We start from the raw sequence: 16,497 nt of genomic DNA, 5'->3' as shown, positions 1-16,497 counted from the left end.
AGCCCGCCGCGTACCCCCTGACGTTCACTCGCGCCCGCCCCGGCCGGGGCCGCCCGCCGCCGTCCGGGGACGGGCGGGGCGGGAGGGGCCCGGCGGGGCCCGGCGGGGCCGGGGCGGGATTTCCCTTTCCGGCGCGGGGCATTTCTCCGGACCACCGACATTTCCCGGCCTCGCTGTCCGCGTTTCCGTCCTGTTTCCGGCCCGAAAACCGGCGTCGCCGGCACGGCCGCCCGCGCATTTCAGCCATCTCACATAACGACCACACTTGCCCGTCCGGTCATATGCCGAGTAGTGTCCTGCCGGAAGTGATCGAAAAGCTCCTTCCGCTGTGCGCACACCTTGCCGACCCGCACCTGGACCACCCTGTCGCCATAGGTATCTGGGGGTTACCGTGGACGAGCGCATGACGTCCGGCTTTCCGGCAGAGCTCCGGTACGCCTCTCGCGTGGCGGGACAGGGCGGAGCGGACCTTCCGCCGGATCCCGCGCCGGACCTTCCCCCGGATCCCCCGCCTCCCCCGCCGCACCTCCCGGGCCTCCGGGCTGCTCACACCCGTTTCCGCGGGCCCGGCCGGGGCCTCTCCGGAACCTCCCCGGCACGGCGCGGCCCCGGGATGCCGCCCGCACACGCAAGGGCGCGCGGCGGGCCGGCACGCACGGGAGCAGACCGGAAACCGAGCGGCTGAAACACGTCCCGCCAGCCCGTCCCGCTTCCGCGTCCACCGCAATTCAACCTCTGTCCGGCGGCCGTTCCGTTTCCACCGGTACGGTTTCCGGTGGAAACCCTTGATCCCGCTGGCGGAATTCCACCGCTCCGGCCCGCGCAGCGGTTTTCCGGCCGACGCCCGCGTGCATTTTCCGGCCGCCGCCGACGGAAATACCGCCGTGCTCGCCCAGCCCCTGCCCGGTACCGCCTCGATGGTGAGGCGGCCGGAAACAACCCGCGGAGGGAGCCCGCGTCCGGGCTCGTTGCCGGCCGCGTCACGCCCGGCGGACCCGGCCCGCGGCCGACCGGAGCATGCCCTACCGCGCGGCCGCGCTCGCGGCAGCGCCCCGCGTGGCCGCGGTGCCCCGGCCCCAGACCCGAGGAGCCCGAGACGGTATGAGCAGCGCAGAGCCCCTGAGACCGTACGTCCTGGACACCGGCGTCACCGCGGACCGGCCAGTCCTCACCCACGACCGCGCCCGGGAGGCGGCCACGGCGCGTGTACCGCTGCTGTCGGAGAGAGAGCTCGACGTCTTCCGGCTGCTGGCCAAGGGGGCGTCGAACCGGACCATAGCGGCCCGCCTCGCCATCACCGAACGCACCGCCAAGGCCCATGTGGCGCAGATTCTCGCCAAGTTGGAGGTCGAGTCCCGGCTCCAGGCCGGGATCGTCGGCTTCGCCTGGGAGTCGCTGGCCCGGGACCGCGGTGAGCAGGGCGGGACGGAGGCGGGGCCGTCCCCGCGGCTCGTCGAGACGGCGCGGCGGTGACCGGCGCGGCGGTGACCGGCGCGGCGGTGACCGGCGCGGCGGTGACCGGCGCGGTCGTGGCCGCGGGCCAGTGCCCCGTCCCGCACCGCGACGCACCGCGACGCACCGCGACGCACCGCGACGGACGATGCGGCCCTCCCCCGCGCCACCGTGGCACGCGCCCGGCCGCCGACCCCGCTTCTCTCAGACCCGTTCCGCGACGGCCCGGTCCGCCCCTGCGTCGTGCCGGCCGGCCAGCAGGTCCCGGAGGGCGCGGAACGCCGCGGGCCGTCCGGCGGCCGCGCCGCCCACCACCCGTCCGCCGCGGCGGACGACGGCACTGAAGTCGAACGCGGCCGGATCGCCCTCCACCGCGATGTCGTCACCGGCGGCGGGATGACCGCAGAACTGCAGGGTCACGCCGTACTGCTCGGTCCAGCCCCAGGGTGCCGCGGCGAAGGGGCGGTCGCGGCCCAGCATGTGCGCGGCGACGGCGGCGCCGTGCTCCCGGGCGTGGTTCCACTGCTCGGCCCGGTGGCTGCCGCCCAGCACCGGGTCCGGGTAGCGGGCCACGTCACCGGCCGCGTAGACGTGCGGCGCGCTCGTGGCCCCGTACGCGTCGACGAGGATGCCGTCCGCCACGCCGAGACCGGCCCGCTCCGCGAGCCCGGCCGCCGGTTCGGCGCCGATGGCGACCAGCACCGCTCCGGCGGGCCGGCTCACGCCGTCGTCACCGGTCGCGACCAGGGTGCGGCCGCGGCGGACGACACTCCGCAGCCGGACGCCCGTGTGCACCGGGACACCGCGGGCGCGATGCACATCCAGAACGGCCCGCCCCAGCTCGGGCGGCAGTACCCGGGCGAGCGGGTGGTCCGCGGCCTCCAGCACGGTGACCTCGCAGCCCATCTGCCGGGCGGTGGCGGCCACTTCGAGGCCGATCAGCCCCGCGCCGACGACCAGCAGCGGGCCGCCGGACTCCAGGTCCGCCCGCAGCGCCGGAAGATCGGCGAGAGTGCGCAGGGTATGGACCCGGCCGTCCCCGGCGGCACCGGGCAGCGCCCGGGGACGCGCTCCCGTGGCCAGCAGCAGCCGGTCGTACGGGAGCCGGGAGCCGTCGGCGAACTCCAGGGCGTCCAGGGCGGGCCCGCCGATCCCGGTGACCTCCGTCCCGGTGAGCAGCTCGATACCCCGCTCGGCCCAGACGGCCGGGGGCCGGAGCCGGATCCGCCCGGCGGGCGCGGAACCGGCGAGCAGCTCCTTGGAGAGCGGCGGGCGCCGGTACGGCTCCTCGGGCTCCTCGCCGGCCAGCACGATCCGGCCGTCAAACCCCTCCTCGCGCAGGGTCAGGGCCGCCGTGGCGCCGGCGACCCCGGTGCCGACGATCGCGATGGTGCGGGGCGCGGGCAGGGACCGGACCGAGGACGGGGACGCGGGCGGGGACGGGGACGCGGGCGGGGGCGGGGGCGCGGAGGGGGACGCGGGCTCAGCCACGGGCCGTCTCCACCATCCGGAAGTCCGCCTTGGCCGCTCCGCAGTCGGGACAGGACCAGTCGTCGGGGATGTCCTCCCAGCGGGTGCCGGGGGCGATGCCCTCGTCCGGCCAGCCCTCGGCCTCGTCGTAGACGAACCCGCAGACCAGGCATTCCCAGACCCTCAGATCGGTCATGACAGCTCCAGCTCCTCGAAGTCGATCTTCTCGCGGACCCCGCAGTCGGGGCAGCACCAGTCGTCGGGCACGGCGCTCCAGGCCGTCCCGGGCGGGAAGCCCTCGCGGGGCTCGCCGGAGGTCTCGTCGTAGACGTAGTCGCAGACGGGGCAGCGGTGACGGCGGGCGCTCATGCCGCCTCCGGCTTCCCGTACCGGGCCAGGACCTTCGCGCGGCGGCGCGGCTGGATGTTGGCGCGGGTGACGTCGCCGCCGTAGTGGGCCAGCACCCGGGGGTCCATGATCCGCCGCCACAGCGGTGGGAGGACGGCGAGGAGGATCATCCCCGCGTAGCCGGTGGGGAGTTGGGGGGACTCCTCGAAGTGGCGCAGCGCCTGGTAGCGGCGGGTGGGGTTGGCGTGGTGGTCGCTGTGCCGCTGCAGGTGGTAGAGGAAGACGTTGGAGGCGATGTCGTCGCTGTTCCAGCTGTGCTGCGGGGTGCAGCGCTCATAGCGGCCGGCGGCGGTGCGCTGCCGCAGCAGCCCGTAGTGCTCCAGGTAGTTGACGACTTCCAGCAGGCAGAAGCCGATGACGGCCTGGGCGAGCAGATACGGCAGGACACCCGGCCCGAAGACGGCGGTCAGGGCCGCGAAGAGCGCCACCGACATGGCCCAGGCGCCCAGCACGTCGTTGCGGAAGGTCCACGGCCCCCGGCCCTGGCGGGCGAGCCGGGCCTTCTCCAGGTGCCAGCCGGAGCGGAGGCTGCCGTACACCGAGCGCGGCAGGAAGGCCCAGAAGGTCTGGCCGAGGCGGGAGCTGGCGGGGTCCTCGGGGGTGGCGACGCGGACGTGGTGGCCGCGGTTGTGCTCGATGTAGAAGTGGCCGTAGCAGGTCTGGGCCAGTGCGATACGGGCCAGCCAGCGCTCCAGGGAGTCCTTCTTGTGGCCGAGTTCGTGGGCGGTGTTGATGCCGAATCCGGCGACGAGGCCGATGGTGACGGTGAGGCCGGCGCGGTCCGCGGCGGAGAGGCCGCCGCCGGCCCACAGCGCGCAGGCCAGTACCAGTCCGGCGTACTGGAGGGGCAGGAAGAGGTAGGTGCACCAGCGGTAGTAGCGGTCGTTCTCCAGCCAGGTGAGAACGCTGTCGGGCGGGTTGTTCGAGTCCTTGCCGACCCGGAGGTCGACCAGGGGGATCAGCCCGAAGACGATGACCGGTGCCAGCCACCAGAAGAGGCCCTGACCGGTCGCCTCGGCGAGCCCCCACGCGGCGAACGGGAACGCCGGCAGGACCAGCCCCAGCAGCCACAGATACCGCTTGCCGTCGCGCCACGCCGTCCGTGAACCCGCCGCGGACGCCCCCGCGGACGCCGCGGACATCCCCGCCGACGCACCCGTGGACCGTGTCGTCTCCGCCATGCCCTCACCACCTCCGGCCCGCAGGCCCTGGACACTTATTGTTGAAGTGTCCAGAAACTAGACACTCACTCGGTGAAGTGTCAATGGATCGGACACGACGGATTAGGATGGGCCGCGATGACGCGCTACCGAGAGTCCGTCCGCTCGATGCTCAAGGAGCGGATCCTGGACGCCGCCTACGAGCAGGTCGCCGCGGGAGGCTGGGACCGGCTGCGGATGACGCACGTCGCGGCGACGGCCGGCGTGAGCCGGCAGACCGTCTACACCGAGTACGGCAGCAAGACAGCTCTCGGCGAGGCGCTCATGCTGCGCGAGGTGGAACGCTTCCTGCTGGGCATCCAGGAGGAACTGCTCGCCCGCCCCGGCGACCTCCGCGCCGCGGTCGTGGCCGCCGTCGGCTACACCCTGCGCTCGGCCGCCGACAACCCGCTCCTCAAGGCCATCCTGACCAGCGCCCGGGGCGCCCAGGACGACCTCCTCGCGCTGCTGACCACCCGCTCCGAACCCGTCCTCGACATCGCGACGGCGATGCTGACCGAGTACGCGAAGGGCGCCTGGCACACGGTGGACCCCGAATCGCGGGCCCTGGCCGTCGAAGCCGTCGTGCGTCTGACCGTCAGCCACATCGTCCAGCCGACGACACCGGTCGAGCCCACGGCCGAGCGGATCGCCGAGATCACCGTCCGGGTGGCCGGGATCTGACCCTTCCGGCACCAGAGCGCCGGAACTCCCCGGACGGACCTCCACCTCGCACCCAACTCATTTGCCGCACAGCGCAGTTGCCCGCGCCCCGCGGCTTCCGCCGCAAGGGCGTCTTCCTGGGGGGCGGGAAGCAAGTCCTTCTCCACCCGGGCCGTGGACAGCGCCCCGTGCGATCAGGCCGCGGCGGGCGGGCGGCAGCCGGGCCGGGGGGTGGCCGGGCCGGGGTGCGGCCGGGCCGGTCGTGGCACCGCGCCGGGACACCGCGACGTCACGAGCAGACCGCCCATGGCCGGTGGACGCCGCGGGCGGCGGTGCCCGGAATGCCGCCGCCCTGCGGGCACTGCTCGCCCCGGCGGGACGACCGGGCCGGCGGCCGGGCAGGTTAAGGGACGCTTATGTACCGCTTGGCCGCGCCTTCCCGGCAGCCGTACACGTTGATCCGGCCCCCGGGTTCCGTACACGGTGGATCACGGAACGGCGGCGTACCGGCTTCCCCGGAGCCCGGGCAGCCGGCGGTCCTCCCGCGGTGGCGGGCCCGCCGCCACGGGAGGACCGGACTCGCCTCCGTCCACGCGGCACGAGTGGTTCGCGGCCTCTCCCCTTCCTTCCTGGGGCCGCACCACACTGCCCCGGTCCCGGAGGACTCCGCCATGGGACGGCGGACTTCACCGGGTCCCCGCTGCCGGAATCCGGCGGGCGGGGGCGGGCGGTGCCCGCTCACCCGCAGGTGCGGCCCGGGAGACGCTCGCGCGCCGTCTCCCGGGCCGCCCGCGAGATGGGCCGTACCCCCCGCCGTCCCCGTCCCCGTGCGCGGGGAGGGGGACGGCGGGCCCGTGCTCCCCCTCCCCGCGCACCCGCCGCCGACAGCTCGCCTGCCGCCCCGCCTGCCGCCCCGCCCGCTTCCCCCGCGGCGGCCGCGTTCCGTTCCGGGACCGATCGCGCTCCTCGTCTCCCGCGCCCGTCGCCCGCCGTGCCGTCACCGGTCCGCGCCGGCCGCGCTCGCCGGCGCCGGCCGGTCCGGGCCCGCGTCCTCCGCCGGCCCGCCCTCGCCCGCAGGCGGCCACCCGTGCTGTCCGGTCCCCCGCGAGCTGCGGTGCCGCACGGGCAGCGGGCCCCGGAGACACACCCGGTGAGCACCGGCTTCCACGAAAACGCGCGGCGATTGAGTGTGCGCGGCCTTCGGCGCGTACTTGCCCGGTGAGTGACGCGTCGGCCGGTGCACATGTCCCGGTCCCGGCCGGTGCGGCGCTCGGGGAGAATCCGAAGGACGGGCCCCGCGTCCCCCCTGGGGGCGGACGAGGGGCCGGCGCGCGGGCAGCGCAGGCCGCTGCCGACCGGAAGGCGGCTCCCACCTCCAGTTCTTCGTCACACCAGAGAGGTGAGCATGTCGCGAGCGAGGAAGACGTACAGGAAGCACCGGATCGCCGGGATCGGCCTGGCGGGAGCGGGGCTGATCGCGGGCGGTCTGGCCGCGGCGGGCGCGTTCGCCGGCGAGAGCGGATCCGCCGAGGGCGGGGCGTCGGCGCAGACCATCTCGTGCCCGTCGACGAACGGGAAACTGCCGGAGATCCCCGCCGGGGCCCAGGACGAGGTCGAGCGGAATCTGGCCCAGCTCGACAAGCAACTCGCGGAGGCCAACGACCGGCTGGCGCGCTCCCAGGGCGAGGGCGGACCCAACTTCGTCCAGAACGCCATCCTCGGCCCGCTGGAGGACAAGCGCACCGCGGCGCTGAACCGGATCGAGACGGCCATCGGGCGCCTCGCGGAGAAGCCCGAAGGGCTGGAGGCGCTGGCGAAGTGCGCCCTCGGCGGGCAGGCGGCCGGCGGCGAGGCGGCGCCTCCGGCGGAGGGAGCCGGCGGCGAGGCGGCGGGAGCCGGCGGCGAGGCGGCGGGAGCCGGCGGCCAGGAGGAGGGCGCGGCGGCGGGCGCGCCCACCGTCAACTGCGCCGATGTCGCCGCACAGCTCGGAGCCGTGCCGGCGGAGGCGCAGGCTCAGATCGACAAGGAACTGGCGAATCTGCAGAAGCAGATCGAGGAGGCCAACGGGCGGCTGGCCCGTTCGCAGGGCGAGGGCGGACCCAACTTCGTCCAGAACGCCATCCTCGGCCCGCTGGAGGGCAAGCGCCGTGCCGTCATCGACCGCATCGGCCAGGCCGTCGAACGGGAGGGCGGACAGCCGCCCGCGGGACTCGGCGGCCTGGCCTCCTGCGGCCTGAACGAGCAGTAGCCGGCCGGTGACGGCGCACTGATCGGACACTGGTCGGACAGTGGTCGGACAGTGGTCGGACAGTGATCGTCCGGCGCCGGGCCGAGGCCGCTCATCGGCCCGGCCCGGCGCCTTCCGTCCCGCCCGTGCCCCCGCCCGTGCCCCTGCCCCGGCACCTCTACCGGCGCCCTTCCTCCCGGAATCCGTCCGCTCCGCCCGGACGCAGGGCCGGCCGGGGCCGTCGGCCGGACGACGATCGCCGGGATCACCGTCCGGACGGCGGGGGCGCGGAAGGGCCGGGCCACGGGCCGGCTCGGCCCCAGGCGGCGACGGGGGTGCCTCTATGTCTTTCGTCAAGCGATCCGTGGCCTGCGGGGTCCGTAGAAGGTTCCGTCGCGGAGCACGGCGAAGAGGACGCTGATGCGGTGGCGGGCGAGCCGGAGGGCGACGGGCGCGTCGCCCTCCGGCCCCGGGGGTTCCGGCCGCCCGGCCCGGCGAACGTCCGGTCGGCCGGTCAGCCCTTGCCCTGGCCGGCCTTCTTCGCCAGCCGCCGCCGCTGGCGCGGAGTGAGCTCCTTGCGTCCGCTCTGCCGCAGGTATGTCGCCTTGCGCTCTTCGTTCTTCTTCATGATCACGCCCTCTCCCCCCCCCGTCCCGCCGGATCCTTACCGGCCGGTGCCGCGTCCGGGCCGCGAGGGCCCGGCCGTGACGAGCCGGCCCGTTCCCAGTCTCTTCCGGCCCCGCTCCGGCCGCATCCTGCCCGGCCGGTGCGGCGGCCCGCCCACCGGCATGACGTACCCGCCCCGGCACACCGGACGCCCCGGCGCGGCATGGACACCGCACACCCCCAAGACCGACCGGGCGGTATGCAAGGTGGGTGTGGTCCGCCTAAGCTGCTGGGCGCGCCGCGGCACGGCGGGAGCGTGCGATCCCCTGCCTCGCCGCGCGGCGGGGGCGGGCGATGGGAAACCGCCCTCGACGAAGCAGGAGCAGGAGCACGGGAAGGGGAAGCCGGATGGCAGTCGATCCCTCGGGAGCCGACCTCGCGCGGATGATGGCGGAGGACCCGGGCGGGCCCGTCGTCATGCTCAACCTGCTGCGGTTCACCGAGGACGGCCGCTCCTCGTACGCCGAATACGCCCGGCGCACGCAGAAGTTCCTGGAACGCTACGGAGCCGAGCTGCTCTACGCCGGTGACGGCACCACGCCGCTCGTCGCCGAGGAGGGCCAGGCGTGGGACGCGGTCCTGCTGGTCCGCTACCCCAGCCGCGAAGTCTTCGGCCGCATGGTCGCCGACCCCGAATACCAGCAGGTCACCGCCTTGCGCAGCCAGTCCCTGACGGAAGCCGTGCTCCAGCCGACCGTTCCGTGGACGGGCCGCCGGGCCGGCTGACCGGCCGGATGGCCTCCCGTACCGCGGACGGCGCGGTCACGCGGCGGCCGTTCCCGCCGACCGGACGGCGGATCCGCCGGCCTGGGCGGTTCCGTCACACGGTGGGTGACGATCAATCCCTCCCGTGCGCGGGTGGCGGCGGCCACCAGGCACATCACCCACAGCAGATCAGCCTGCGGGAACCTGCACCCGCCACTTCGCAGCACTCGGCCCCGAATTGACCAACAGCGTCACCTGATGCCCCCCGGAGGCCCAACCGCATCCGACCGGCGCTGATTCACGCTACGGCAATTCGAGGTCTCCACCGATTCGTTACCGGGATCACCACAACCCTTTCAGGGTGTGACACACATCACGGCGGATATTCGAGGATTGCCCGATTCTCACCCGCTTTTTGCATTGGACGAGTCCACCAAGCACCGGCTTCGATAAAGGAATTGGACCGCAGGGGGGCGGCGGGATTTCCCCTCGTTACCGAGAGGGGAGTCACGGTGTCACCATCACCAAGGATATTCAGCAGACGCCAGTCACTGGCCATTTTAGGCGGGATCGCCGCAGGCACCGCGCTCCCCCTGGGGGCGTTCGGGTCCCGGCCCGCGCACGCGGCGGGCACGGCCGCGGCCGATGGCGGTATACGGCTGCCCGATACCGACCGCGGGAAGGCCGTGCAGGCGTACCGGACCGGCGGCCGCGCGGTGCGCACGGCCGCGGCGGCGGCGCTCGTGGGCAGCGCGGACGACGTGGCCACGTTCCTCGGCGAGAGGCTGCCGGCGGCCACGGCCGAGGACAACCGGTTCACGCTCACCGAGGCCCTGGTCAACGCGGGCAAGGCGACGCGAGCCGGGATCGGGCAGGCGCTGTCCGGCGGGGACGCGGCGGTCGCCGCCTATCTGCAGGGCGGCTTCGAGACGGCGGTGCACGAAGACCTCGAAGTGGCCGTGACCACGGTCAACGCGCATGGCGGCAAGGCCGTGAAGCGTGAATCCTCCGAGGCGCTCACGACCGGTACGGACTTCGCCCTGCGGGACTTCCTCGGCACCGGGCAGTACGTCGCACACGACGAGGACCAGCGCGTCCAGGTGACCTCCATCCTCGTGACCGCCTCGCCGCAGGTGCGGGAGTACGCGGAGCGGGCGCTCGACGACGGATCACCGCGGGCGATCCAGTGGTTCCTGACGACCGGGCAGTACATCGCCCGGGCGCGGGACGAGGAGTCGGCGGAGATCCAGCAGCTGGTCAAGATCGTGGAGTCGGAGGGGCGGCGCGCCGAGCGCAAGACCGACGAAGCGGTCGAGCTGTCCGAGCAGGCAGTCCAGGCCGCCGGGAAGGCCAAGGCGGCTGCGCTGGAGGCGAAGGCCGAGGCGCAGGCCGCCGAGCAGGACGTGCAGCGCTCGGCCAGGGCCGCGAACAAGGCGGCACGGGCCGCCCAGGGTGCCGCGGCCGCCGCGTCGACCGCGGTGTCCGCCTCGCGCACCGCGCAGGCCGCGGCCCGGCGTTCGGTGGCCGCCGCGAACGCCGCAGCGGCAGCCGCCGCCACTGCGGGGCGCGCCGCGTCTCGTGCCTACCGCGCCGCGATCAGCGCCTCCAAGAACGCGAACATGGCCGAGGCCGCCAACCGGGCGGCGCAGGCGGCGCGGCTCATGGTGAACTGGGTGCGCACCGTGGCCGCGAAGGCCGAGCTCGCGGCCCTCGCCTCCGATGCGGCCGAGTCCGCGGGCAACGCCGCCGCGGGTGCCGCGGTCAACTCCGCCGCCGCCGCGCGCGCTTCGGCCGACGCCGCCGCGTCCGCCGGTGCCGCGCAGTCCGAGGCCGCCGAGGCGCAGCGCCAGGCTGCCATCGCGGAGGCCGCCGCCGGCCGGGCCACGGCGGCCGCGAACCGGGCCTCGGCCCTCTCCCGCAGGTCGGCCGCCGCCGCGCGTACCGCGTCCGCCGCCGCCGACAGCGCGGCCGACCACGCGGAGAAGGCGGCCGATGCCGCCGAGGAAGCGGCCCGGCACGCCGGCGAGGCCGTGGACTACGCCAACCGCTCCACCATCGCCGCGAACGCCGCGGTGGAAGCCGCGAACAAGGCGTACGACGCTGTCACCGAGGCGCGTACGGTCGAGCAGGAGGCCAGGGAAGCCGAGATCGCGCGGCTCAACGAGGAGACCGAGGAAGCGGTCGAGATCGCCAGGCAGCAGCGGGTCGAGGAGACCGACCGTCTGGAGCGCGCCAACCGGGAGCGTACGCAGGAGGCACGGCTGTCCGCGGAACTCGTCGTGCTGATCACCGCGATGGAGGCGGCGCTCAAGGACGGCCGGACCGGGGAGGCCGTGAGCAAGGGGCGGCAGGCCGCCCTCCAGCTGCTCGACGGGTCGGGTACGTGGACCCGGGAGGCCGCCGCGTACGCGCTGGCCGGCGTGGACGAGGACGTACTGCGCTGGATCGAGGCCGACCGGCTGATCGCCCTGCGCCAGGACAACGCGGAGTTCACCGCGGCCATCGCCGCGATCTCCACGCAGGACGTGGCCACGGCGGCCGCGGCGGCGCTGCAGACCGAGGACGCCGCCACCATCAGGACCTTCCTGGAGAAGGGCGCGGTCGAGGCGGCCAGGGACGACAACGAGGTGGAGATCACCACGCTCCTCGCGGATCCCTCCACCGGTACCGCCGTACGGCGTGCCGCCGAGGCCGCCCTGACGGACGGCTCCGCCGAGGCGCTGCACACTTTCCTGCACGTGGAGCGCGCCGCGGCCGTCCACGAGGACGACAAGGTGGCGGCCACCACGCTCCTGGAGAGCGGCGGCCCGTACGTACGGGCCGCGGCGCAGGTCGCGCTCGAAGGCGACACACACATGCTGCGCCAGTTCATCGGCACCACGCAGCACGAGTTCGCGCGGATCGACCACGATCACGCCACGCACATCAGCGCGATCCGGGCGGCGATCGCGCGGGCGGCGAAGCTCGCCGAGGACGCTTGGGAGGACGCGGCGCGGGCCTCCGAGGCCGCGGCCATCGCGCGCCAGGCCGCCGAGGATGCCGCCGACTGGGCCGGCAAGGCCGAGGGCTGGGCGAACGACGCCAGGGCCTCCGCCGAGGAGGCCCGGCAGAACGCGGAGGCCGCCGAAGCCTCCGCTGCGGCCGCCGCGCAGTCCGCGAGGACCGCGGCCAACGCCGCCGCTGAAGCCCGTAAGGCGAGCAGTGTCGCGCGGGACGCGGCGAACCGGGCCGTCCGCTCCGCCGAGACGGCCGCGTCCTACGCCGCGGACGCGCGGGCCTCCGCCACGCGCGCCCGGCAGGCCGAGCTCGCGGCAGGCAAGTCCTTCGCCGAGGCGGCCCTCGCCGCGACCGAGGCGTGGGCCGAGGTCATCCAGGCCGCGATCCGGCAGGCGGCCCAGGACGCGATCAACAACTCGAAGGTGCCGATCGACGGCAAGACCGGCCTGCCCGACGGCGCCGAGAGCTGCCTCACACCGTTCGGCGACCCGATCGAGCACCGCAACACCAACAACCCGTGGGAGCTGGGATGGAGCTGGCTCACCGGTACCGGCCCCAGGCTGCAGTGCTTCGGCCCGAACGACGAGTTCACCGGCATCTACCGCGAGCACGAACACACGAAGGAGGTGCTTCAGTACTTCCTCAGGGAATTGCAGCGGACCGGGAACTACGAGCTGGGCCACACCTACATGAACGACTACAAGCTCAGCGGTCCCGAAGGGGCGGGCAAGTACCTCACGGACTACGGAACGCTCACCACGGGCGGGCTCACCGGCAACCTCGCCTACACGTTCCTGGGCTCGCACCAGGTCCGCATGACCCCCATCCGGGAGAACCCGGACGGATCAGTCACCTGGCGCTACACCGCGTACAACGAATCGGACATCGAGTCGGCGACGCACCCGCCGGTCATCGGGTACACGGACCTGTGGAGCGACACCGTGGGCGCGTTCGTCGACAAGGTCGTCGGTGACGAGGGGCCGATGTCGCCCAAGACCCAGGTGATCGAGTTCAACGTTACGTTGGGACCGTGATGCGCAAGAAGACACGTGGGCGGCATCTCTTCGCCGTGCTTGCCGCTTCCGCGGTGCTCGTCTCGGGGTGCTCGGCGGCGGTCGACCCGGAGAAGCTGCCCGGTGTGTACCGCAGCGACGACGGCGGGCAGATCGAGCTCTCGGCCGACGGTTCGTTCTCTGCCACCGGTGTGACGACGCGCAAGGGCACGGATCCGGTCGATTTCAGCGGCAGCTGGGATTACGAGGACCCGGACACTTCGAGCGATTTCGTGTACTTGATCGTCAAGGACGGCGGGCTCGGCAGGACCGGCGGGATCCAGCTCTACGTAGACGACCAGGACACGCTGTATTTCCAGTCCGATCCGGACGGGCCGGTCACGCAGGAGCTCACCAGGACAAGCTGAGCGGCCTGACGGCGCAGGGCGTTGAGGTCGCGTCGCGGAGTTCGCCTTCGCGCCCTTTTCCTTTCCTTCCCCGGCGCCTCCCGGCGGGCCGCGCCACGAGCTGCCGCGAAGTCGTTACGAAGACCACTACAGCCTTTCCCGAGCGTGCCGCGAATAACGATCCGTACTCACCGGCCACCCGGTTCCCAACCATTTTCCGGGAATCGTAAGTGCTCACCAAACGTCCGCTCCCACAAGGGACTTGACCCCAAAAACTGTCGACTTTCCAGGACTGTGATGAAGACACACAGCGCATTCGTACGCATTCTGGGTGCCGCGGCCGCCACCGGCGCCCTCGCATGGGCCGTACTCGCCCAGGGCGGCGCGGGTGCCGCCTCCGGGCCCTCCACCGAGACCGTCGCCGAGGCCGCGCCCGGCTACGCCGTCGAGGACTACAACTACCCGAACGCCGACAAGATCCTGGCCGAGCAGAACGTCGTCCTCAAGCGCGGCGACGGCCACATCCTGCTCGCCGACTGCGCCGGCGGGGACAACCTCCTGCAGTTCCTCGCGCGCGACCACGAGGACGTCTGCTTCGAGGTCACCGCCGACGAGGGCTTCCTGACCCTCGAACTCCCCTCGGTGCACGGGGTGAAGACGGATGACTCCACCAACACCCATCTGGAGATGACCGCCGAGAACGACCATGTCCAGTACGACATCCCCGCGGACACGTGGAAGGGCGTCGGCGAGTCCGTCGACGGCCGCGAGCACGTCCTGGTCGAAATCCGCATCACCAACTAAAAGGCGCTGCCCTGTGATTGGGGAAACCACTCGTATGTCTTCCGTCAGACGTCCCCGCCCGGCCGCGCTCTGCGCGGTCCTGGCCGCCGGGTCGCTCGCGCTGAGCGCGGCACCCGCCGCCGCCATTGCCGGCGGCACGCCGGTCGCCGACTCGGACACCACCCATGCCTACACCGCGCAGATCACCATCGGCGCCCACGACCGCGGCTGCTCCGCCGTCCTCGTCGACGCCGAGTGGTTGCTCACCGCTGCCAGTTGCTTCGCCGAGGACCCGGCCGCCTCGCTCGCCGTCCCGGCCGGCGTCCCCGCCGAGACGACCACCGCCGTCATCGGCCGCTCCGACCTCTCCGGCACGCAGGGCGCCGAGCGCCGCGTCGTCGAGATCGTGCCGCGCACGGACCGCGATGTGGTCCTGGCCCGCCTCAACCGGCCCGTCGCCAACGTCGCCCCGGCCCGGCTCGCCACCACCGCCCCCTCGGCCGGTGCGGAGCTGGTCTTCGCCGGATACGGCCGTACGAAGACCGCATGGGCACCGCTCAAGCTGCACACGGGCACCTACGGCGTCGACTCCACCGCGGCCACCTCCGCGGGCGTCACCGGCAAGAACGGCTCGGCCGCCTGCATGGGCGACGCCGGCGGCCCGGTCATCTCCGGCGGCAGGCTCGTCGGCCTCAACAGCCAGTCCTTCCAGGGCGGCTGCCTCGGCATCGACGAGACCCAGACCTCCACCGCCGGTGTCATCGCGCGCGTCGACGACCTCGCCTCCTGGATCGACGAGAAGGCCGGCGCCACTCGCATCGCCGACTTCAACGGTGACGGCATCGAGGACATCGCCATCGGCGACCCGATGGCCACGGTCGGCGGCGTCACCACCGCCGGCCTCGTCCGTGTCCTCCACGGCGGCGGCAAGGGCACCGCCGAGATCACCCAGGACCTCGACTGGGTGCCCGGCGGCGCCGAGGCCGGAGACCACTTCGGCAAGCAGCTCGCGACCGTCGACTACAACGAGGACGGCTACACCGACCTCGTCGTCTCGGCGCCCGAGGAGAACGTCGGCAGCGCGGTCGACGCCGGCTTCGTCGACATCCTGTTCGGGGGCAGGAACGGCCTCGGCAGCGGCCCGGCCGCCCGCCACCTCGAACAGGGCTCCGGCAACGGCTCCCTCGGCGGCTCCGCGCCCGAGGACGGCGACCGGATGGGCGCCTCCCTCGCTGCGGGCACCACCGCCGAGGGCAAGCCGTGGATCCTGATCGGCACGCCGGGCGAGGCGCTCGGCTCGCTCACCGAGGCGGGCGGTGCCTTCTACGTGCACGGCGACACCAGCATCGTCATCCACCAGGACACTTCGAACGTCCCCGGCGCGGCCGAGGCCAACGACGCCTTCGGCACGTCCGTCACGGGCGACTCCGGCTTCATCGCCATCGGCGCTCCCGGTGACGCCATCGGCGGTGACGCGAACGCCGGCAACCTGGCCGTGCTCAGCCACGAACTGGACGCCGACGGACGGCCCACCGTGGTCACGGGCATGGACCAGGACGACGAGCAGATCAGCGGCGGCGCCGAGGCCGGGGACCAGTTCGGTCAGGCCCTCGCGCTGGTCGCCTACCGCCCGTCCGCCGCGGCCACGGCCACCGACTCGATCCTCGCGATCGGCGCACCCGGCGAGGCCCTGGCCCCCGAGAGCGGCGCCGGGCAGCTGGCCGGCGCGGGCAACGTCATGCTCGTGCACATCAGGGCCAACGGCACCTGGGACTACATGCACGCGCTCAACCAGGGCTCCGGGACCGACGACCGCTCCGGCACGATCGAGGCCGGCGACCACGTGGGCTCGTCCCTCAGCGCGGTCAACACCGCGCCCCGGAAGGCCGGTTCCGCCGCCACCCTGAAGATCGCCGTGGGCGCCCCCGGTGAGGACCTCGCGGGCGTCACCGACGCCGGCGCCATCCACACCTTCTCGCTGATGGATGCGGCAGGCGCCAACGACCGGTGGATCGAGGCCGGTGACGGCGACGGCATCCCCGGGTCCCCCGGTGAGGGCGACAAGCTGGGCGCGAGCATCCACTTCACTCCGCGGAACCTCTACGCCGGTATGCCCTACGGGCCCGCCGCGACGGGGGCCCTGCACGTCCTGCCCTTCCCGAACGTCGTACCGGGCGGTACGAGCGGGCCCGCGACCACGTACCAGCCGGGCCAGGACGGACTCCCGGCCAACGGCAACCGCTTCGGGTACTCGGCCCGGTAACCGCCGCCGCCGTACGACACGAGTCCCCGGGGGACCATCCGGGGACGCTGTTGGTCAATGCGGAGGCAGGCTCTTCTCGGCCCCGCCGGGCTTCGGCTCGGCGGGGCCGAGTGCTGCGAAGCGGCGGGGGAAGGCACACGTGAGGTGGGCCGCCGGGCGAGGTGCCAGCCCGCAGGGCTGGTCCTTTTCCCAGCGGCCTCCTCCCGAACCCGTCGTGCGGCGTTAACCGCAACGGGCTCTCCAGCGATGTTCGTGAACTGCGGTT

The 16,497-nt window shown here is 73.6% G+C and carries 12 protein-coding genes; 8 read left to right on the top strand and 4 right to left on the bottom strand.

All coding sequences use genetic code 11. The features are described from left to right. Nucleotides 1-1,101: 1,101 nt before the first annotated feature. Entirely contained in the window at nt 1,102-1,473 is a 372-nt protein-coding gene (locus KBZ10_RS18720; protein WP_210988803.1) for a LuxR C-terminal-related transcriptional regulator, read from the top strand. 183 nt (nt 1,474-1,656) lie between these two features. Here the strand turns inward: KBZ10_RS18720 and KBZ10_RS18715 are convergent, their stop codons facing one another. Genes KBZ10_RS18715 through KBZ10_RS18700 form a run of 4 tightly spaced genes read right to left on the bottom strand, consistent with a single transcriptional unit; the run spans nt 1,657 to nt 4,511 of the window. Next, nucleotides 1,657-2,943 (bottom strand): NAD(P)/FAD-dependent oxidoreductase, encoded by a 1,287-nt coding sequence (locus KBZ10_RS18715; protein ID WP_210988802.1) that lies wholly within the window; start codon nt 2,941-2,943, stop codon nt 1,657-1,659. After that, nucleotides 2,936-3,118 (bottom strand): rubredoxin, encoded by a 183-nt coding sequence (locus KBZ10_RS18710; protein ID WP_210988801.1) that lies wholly within the window; start codon nt 3,116-3,118, stop codon nt 2,936-2,938. The genes KBZ10_RS18715 and KBZ10_RS18710 overlap by 8 nt, the downstream gene beginning before the upstream one ends. Continuing rightward, complete coding sequence (locus KBZ10_RS18705) at nt 3,115-3,291, bottom strand: rubredoxin (RefSeq protein WP_210988800.1); 177 nt, start codon at nt 3,289-3,291, stop codon at nt 3,115-3,117. Before KBZ10_RS18705 ends, KBZ10_RS18710 begins: the two co-directional genes overlap by 4 nt. Continuing rightward, a complete protein-coding gene (locus KBZ10_RS18700; RefSeq protein ID WP_247702608.1) occupies nt 3,288-4,511 on the bottom strand; it encodes an alkane 1-monooxygenase in 1,224 nt (407 codons plus the stop codon). Before KBZ10_RS18700 ends, KBZ10_RS18705 begins: the two co-directional genes overlap by 4 nt. A 117-nt stretch (nt 4,512-4,628) precedes the next feature. Here KBZ10_RS18700 and KBZ10_RS18695 point away from each other — a divergent pair, with 117 nt between their 5' ends. From KBZ10_RS18695 to KBZ10_RS18665, 7 genes are all read left to right on the top strand, one after another. Beyond that, entirely contained in the window at nt 4,629-5,213 is a 585-nt protein-coding gene (locus KBZ10_RS18695; protein ID WP_210988799.1) for a TetR family transcriptional regulator, read from the top strand. Between the two features lie 1,384 nt (nt 5,214-6,597). Further along, nucleotides 6,598-7,440, top strand: a complete 843-nt coding sequence (locus tag KBZ10_RS18690; RefSeq protein WP_210988798.1) for a hypothetical protein — start codon at nt 6,598-6,600, stop codon at nt 7,438-7,440. 993 nt (nt 7,441-8,433) lie between these two features. After that, nucleotides 8,434-8,811, top strand: a complete 378-nt coding sequence (locus KBZ10_RS18685) for a DUF1330 domain-containing protein (protein ID WP_210988797.1) — start codon at nt 8,434-8,436, stop codon at nt 8,809-8,811. Nucleotides 8,812-9,476: 665 nt separating this feature from the next. Next, nucleotides 9,477-12,821, top strand: a complete 3,345-nt coding sequence (locus tag KBZ10_RS18680) for an ALF repeat-containing protein (RefSeq protein ID WP_307847504.1) — start codon at nt 9,477-9,479, stop codon at nt 12,819-12,821. Beyond that, nucleotides 12,821-13,207: a hypothetical protein gene (locus tag KBZ10_RS18675; RefSeq protein ID WP_247702612.1), complete on the top strand. Its 387-nt coding sequence runs from the start codon at nt 12,821-12,823 to the stop codon at nt 13,205-13,207. Before KBZ10_RS18680 ends, KBZ10_RS18675 begins: the two co-directional genes overlap by 1 nt. A 276-nt stretch (nt 13,208-13,483) precedes the next feature. Beyond that, on the top strand, nt 13,484-13,990 hold the full coding sequence (locus tag KBZ10_RS18670; protein WP_210988795.1) for a hypothetical protein: 507 nt from the start codon (nt 13,484-13,486) through the stop codon (nt 13,988-13,990). 34 nt (nt 13,991-14,024) lie between these two features. Continuing rightward, a complete protein-coding gene (locus KBZ10_RS18665) occupies nt 14,025-16,232 on the top strand; it encodes a trypsin-like serine protease (protein WP_210988794.1) in 2,208 nt (735 codons plus the stop codon). The last annotated feature ends 265 nt before the right edge of the window (nt 16,233-16,497 follow it).

It is taken from the genome of Streptomyces sp. F63, from assembly GCF_018070345.1.
Taxonomy (GTDB): domain Bacteria; phylum Actinomycetota; class Actinomycetes; order Streptomycetales; family Streptomycetaceae; genus Streptomyces.
The sequence above is the reverse complement of the archived record's forward strand: the minus strand, read 5'-3'. Positions and strand labels throughout refer to the sequence as shown.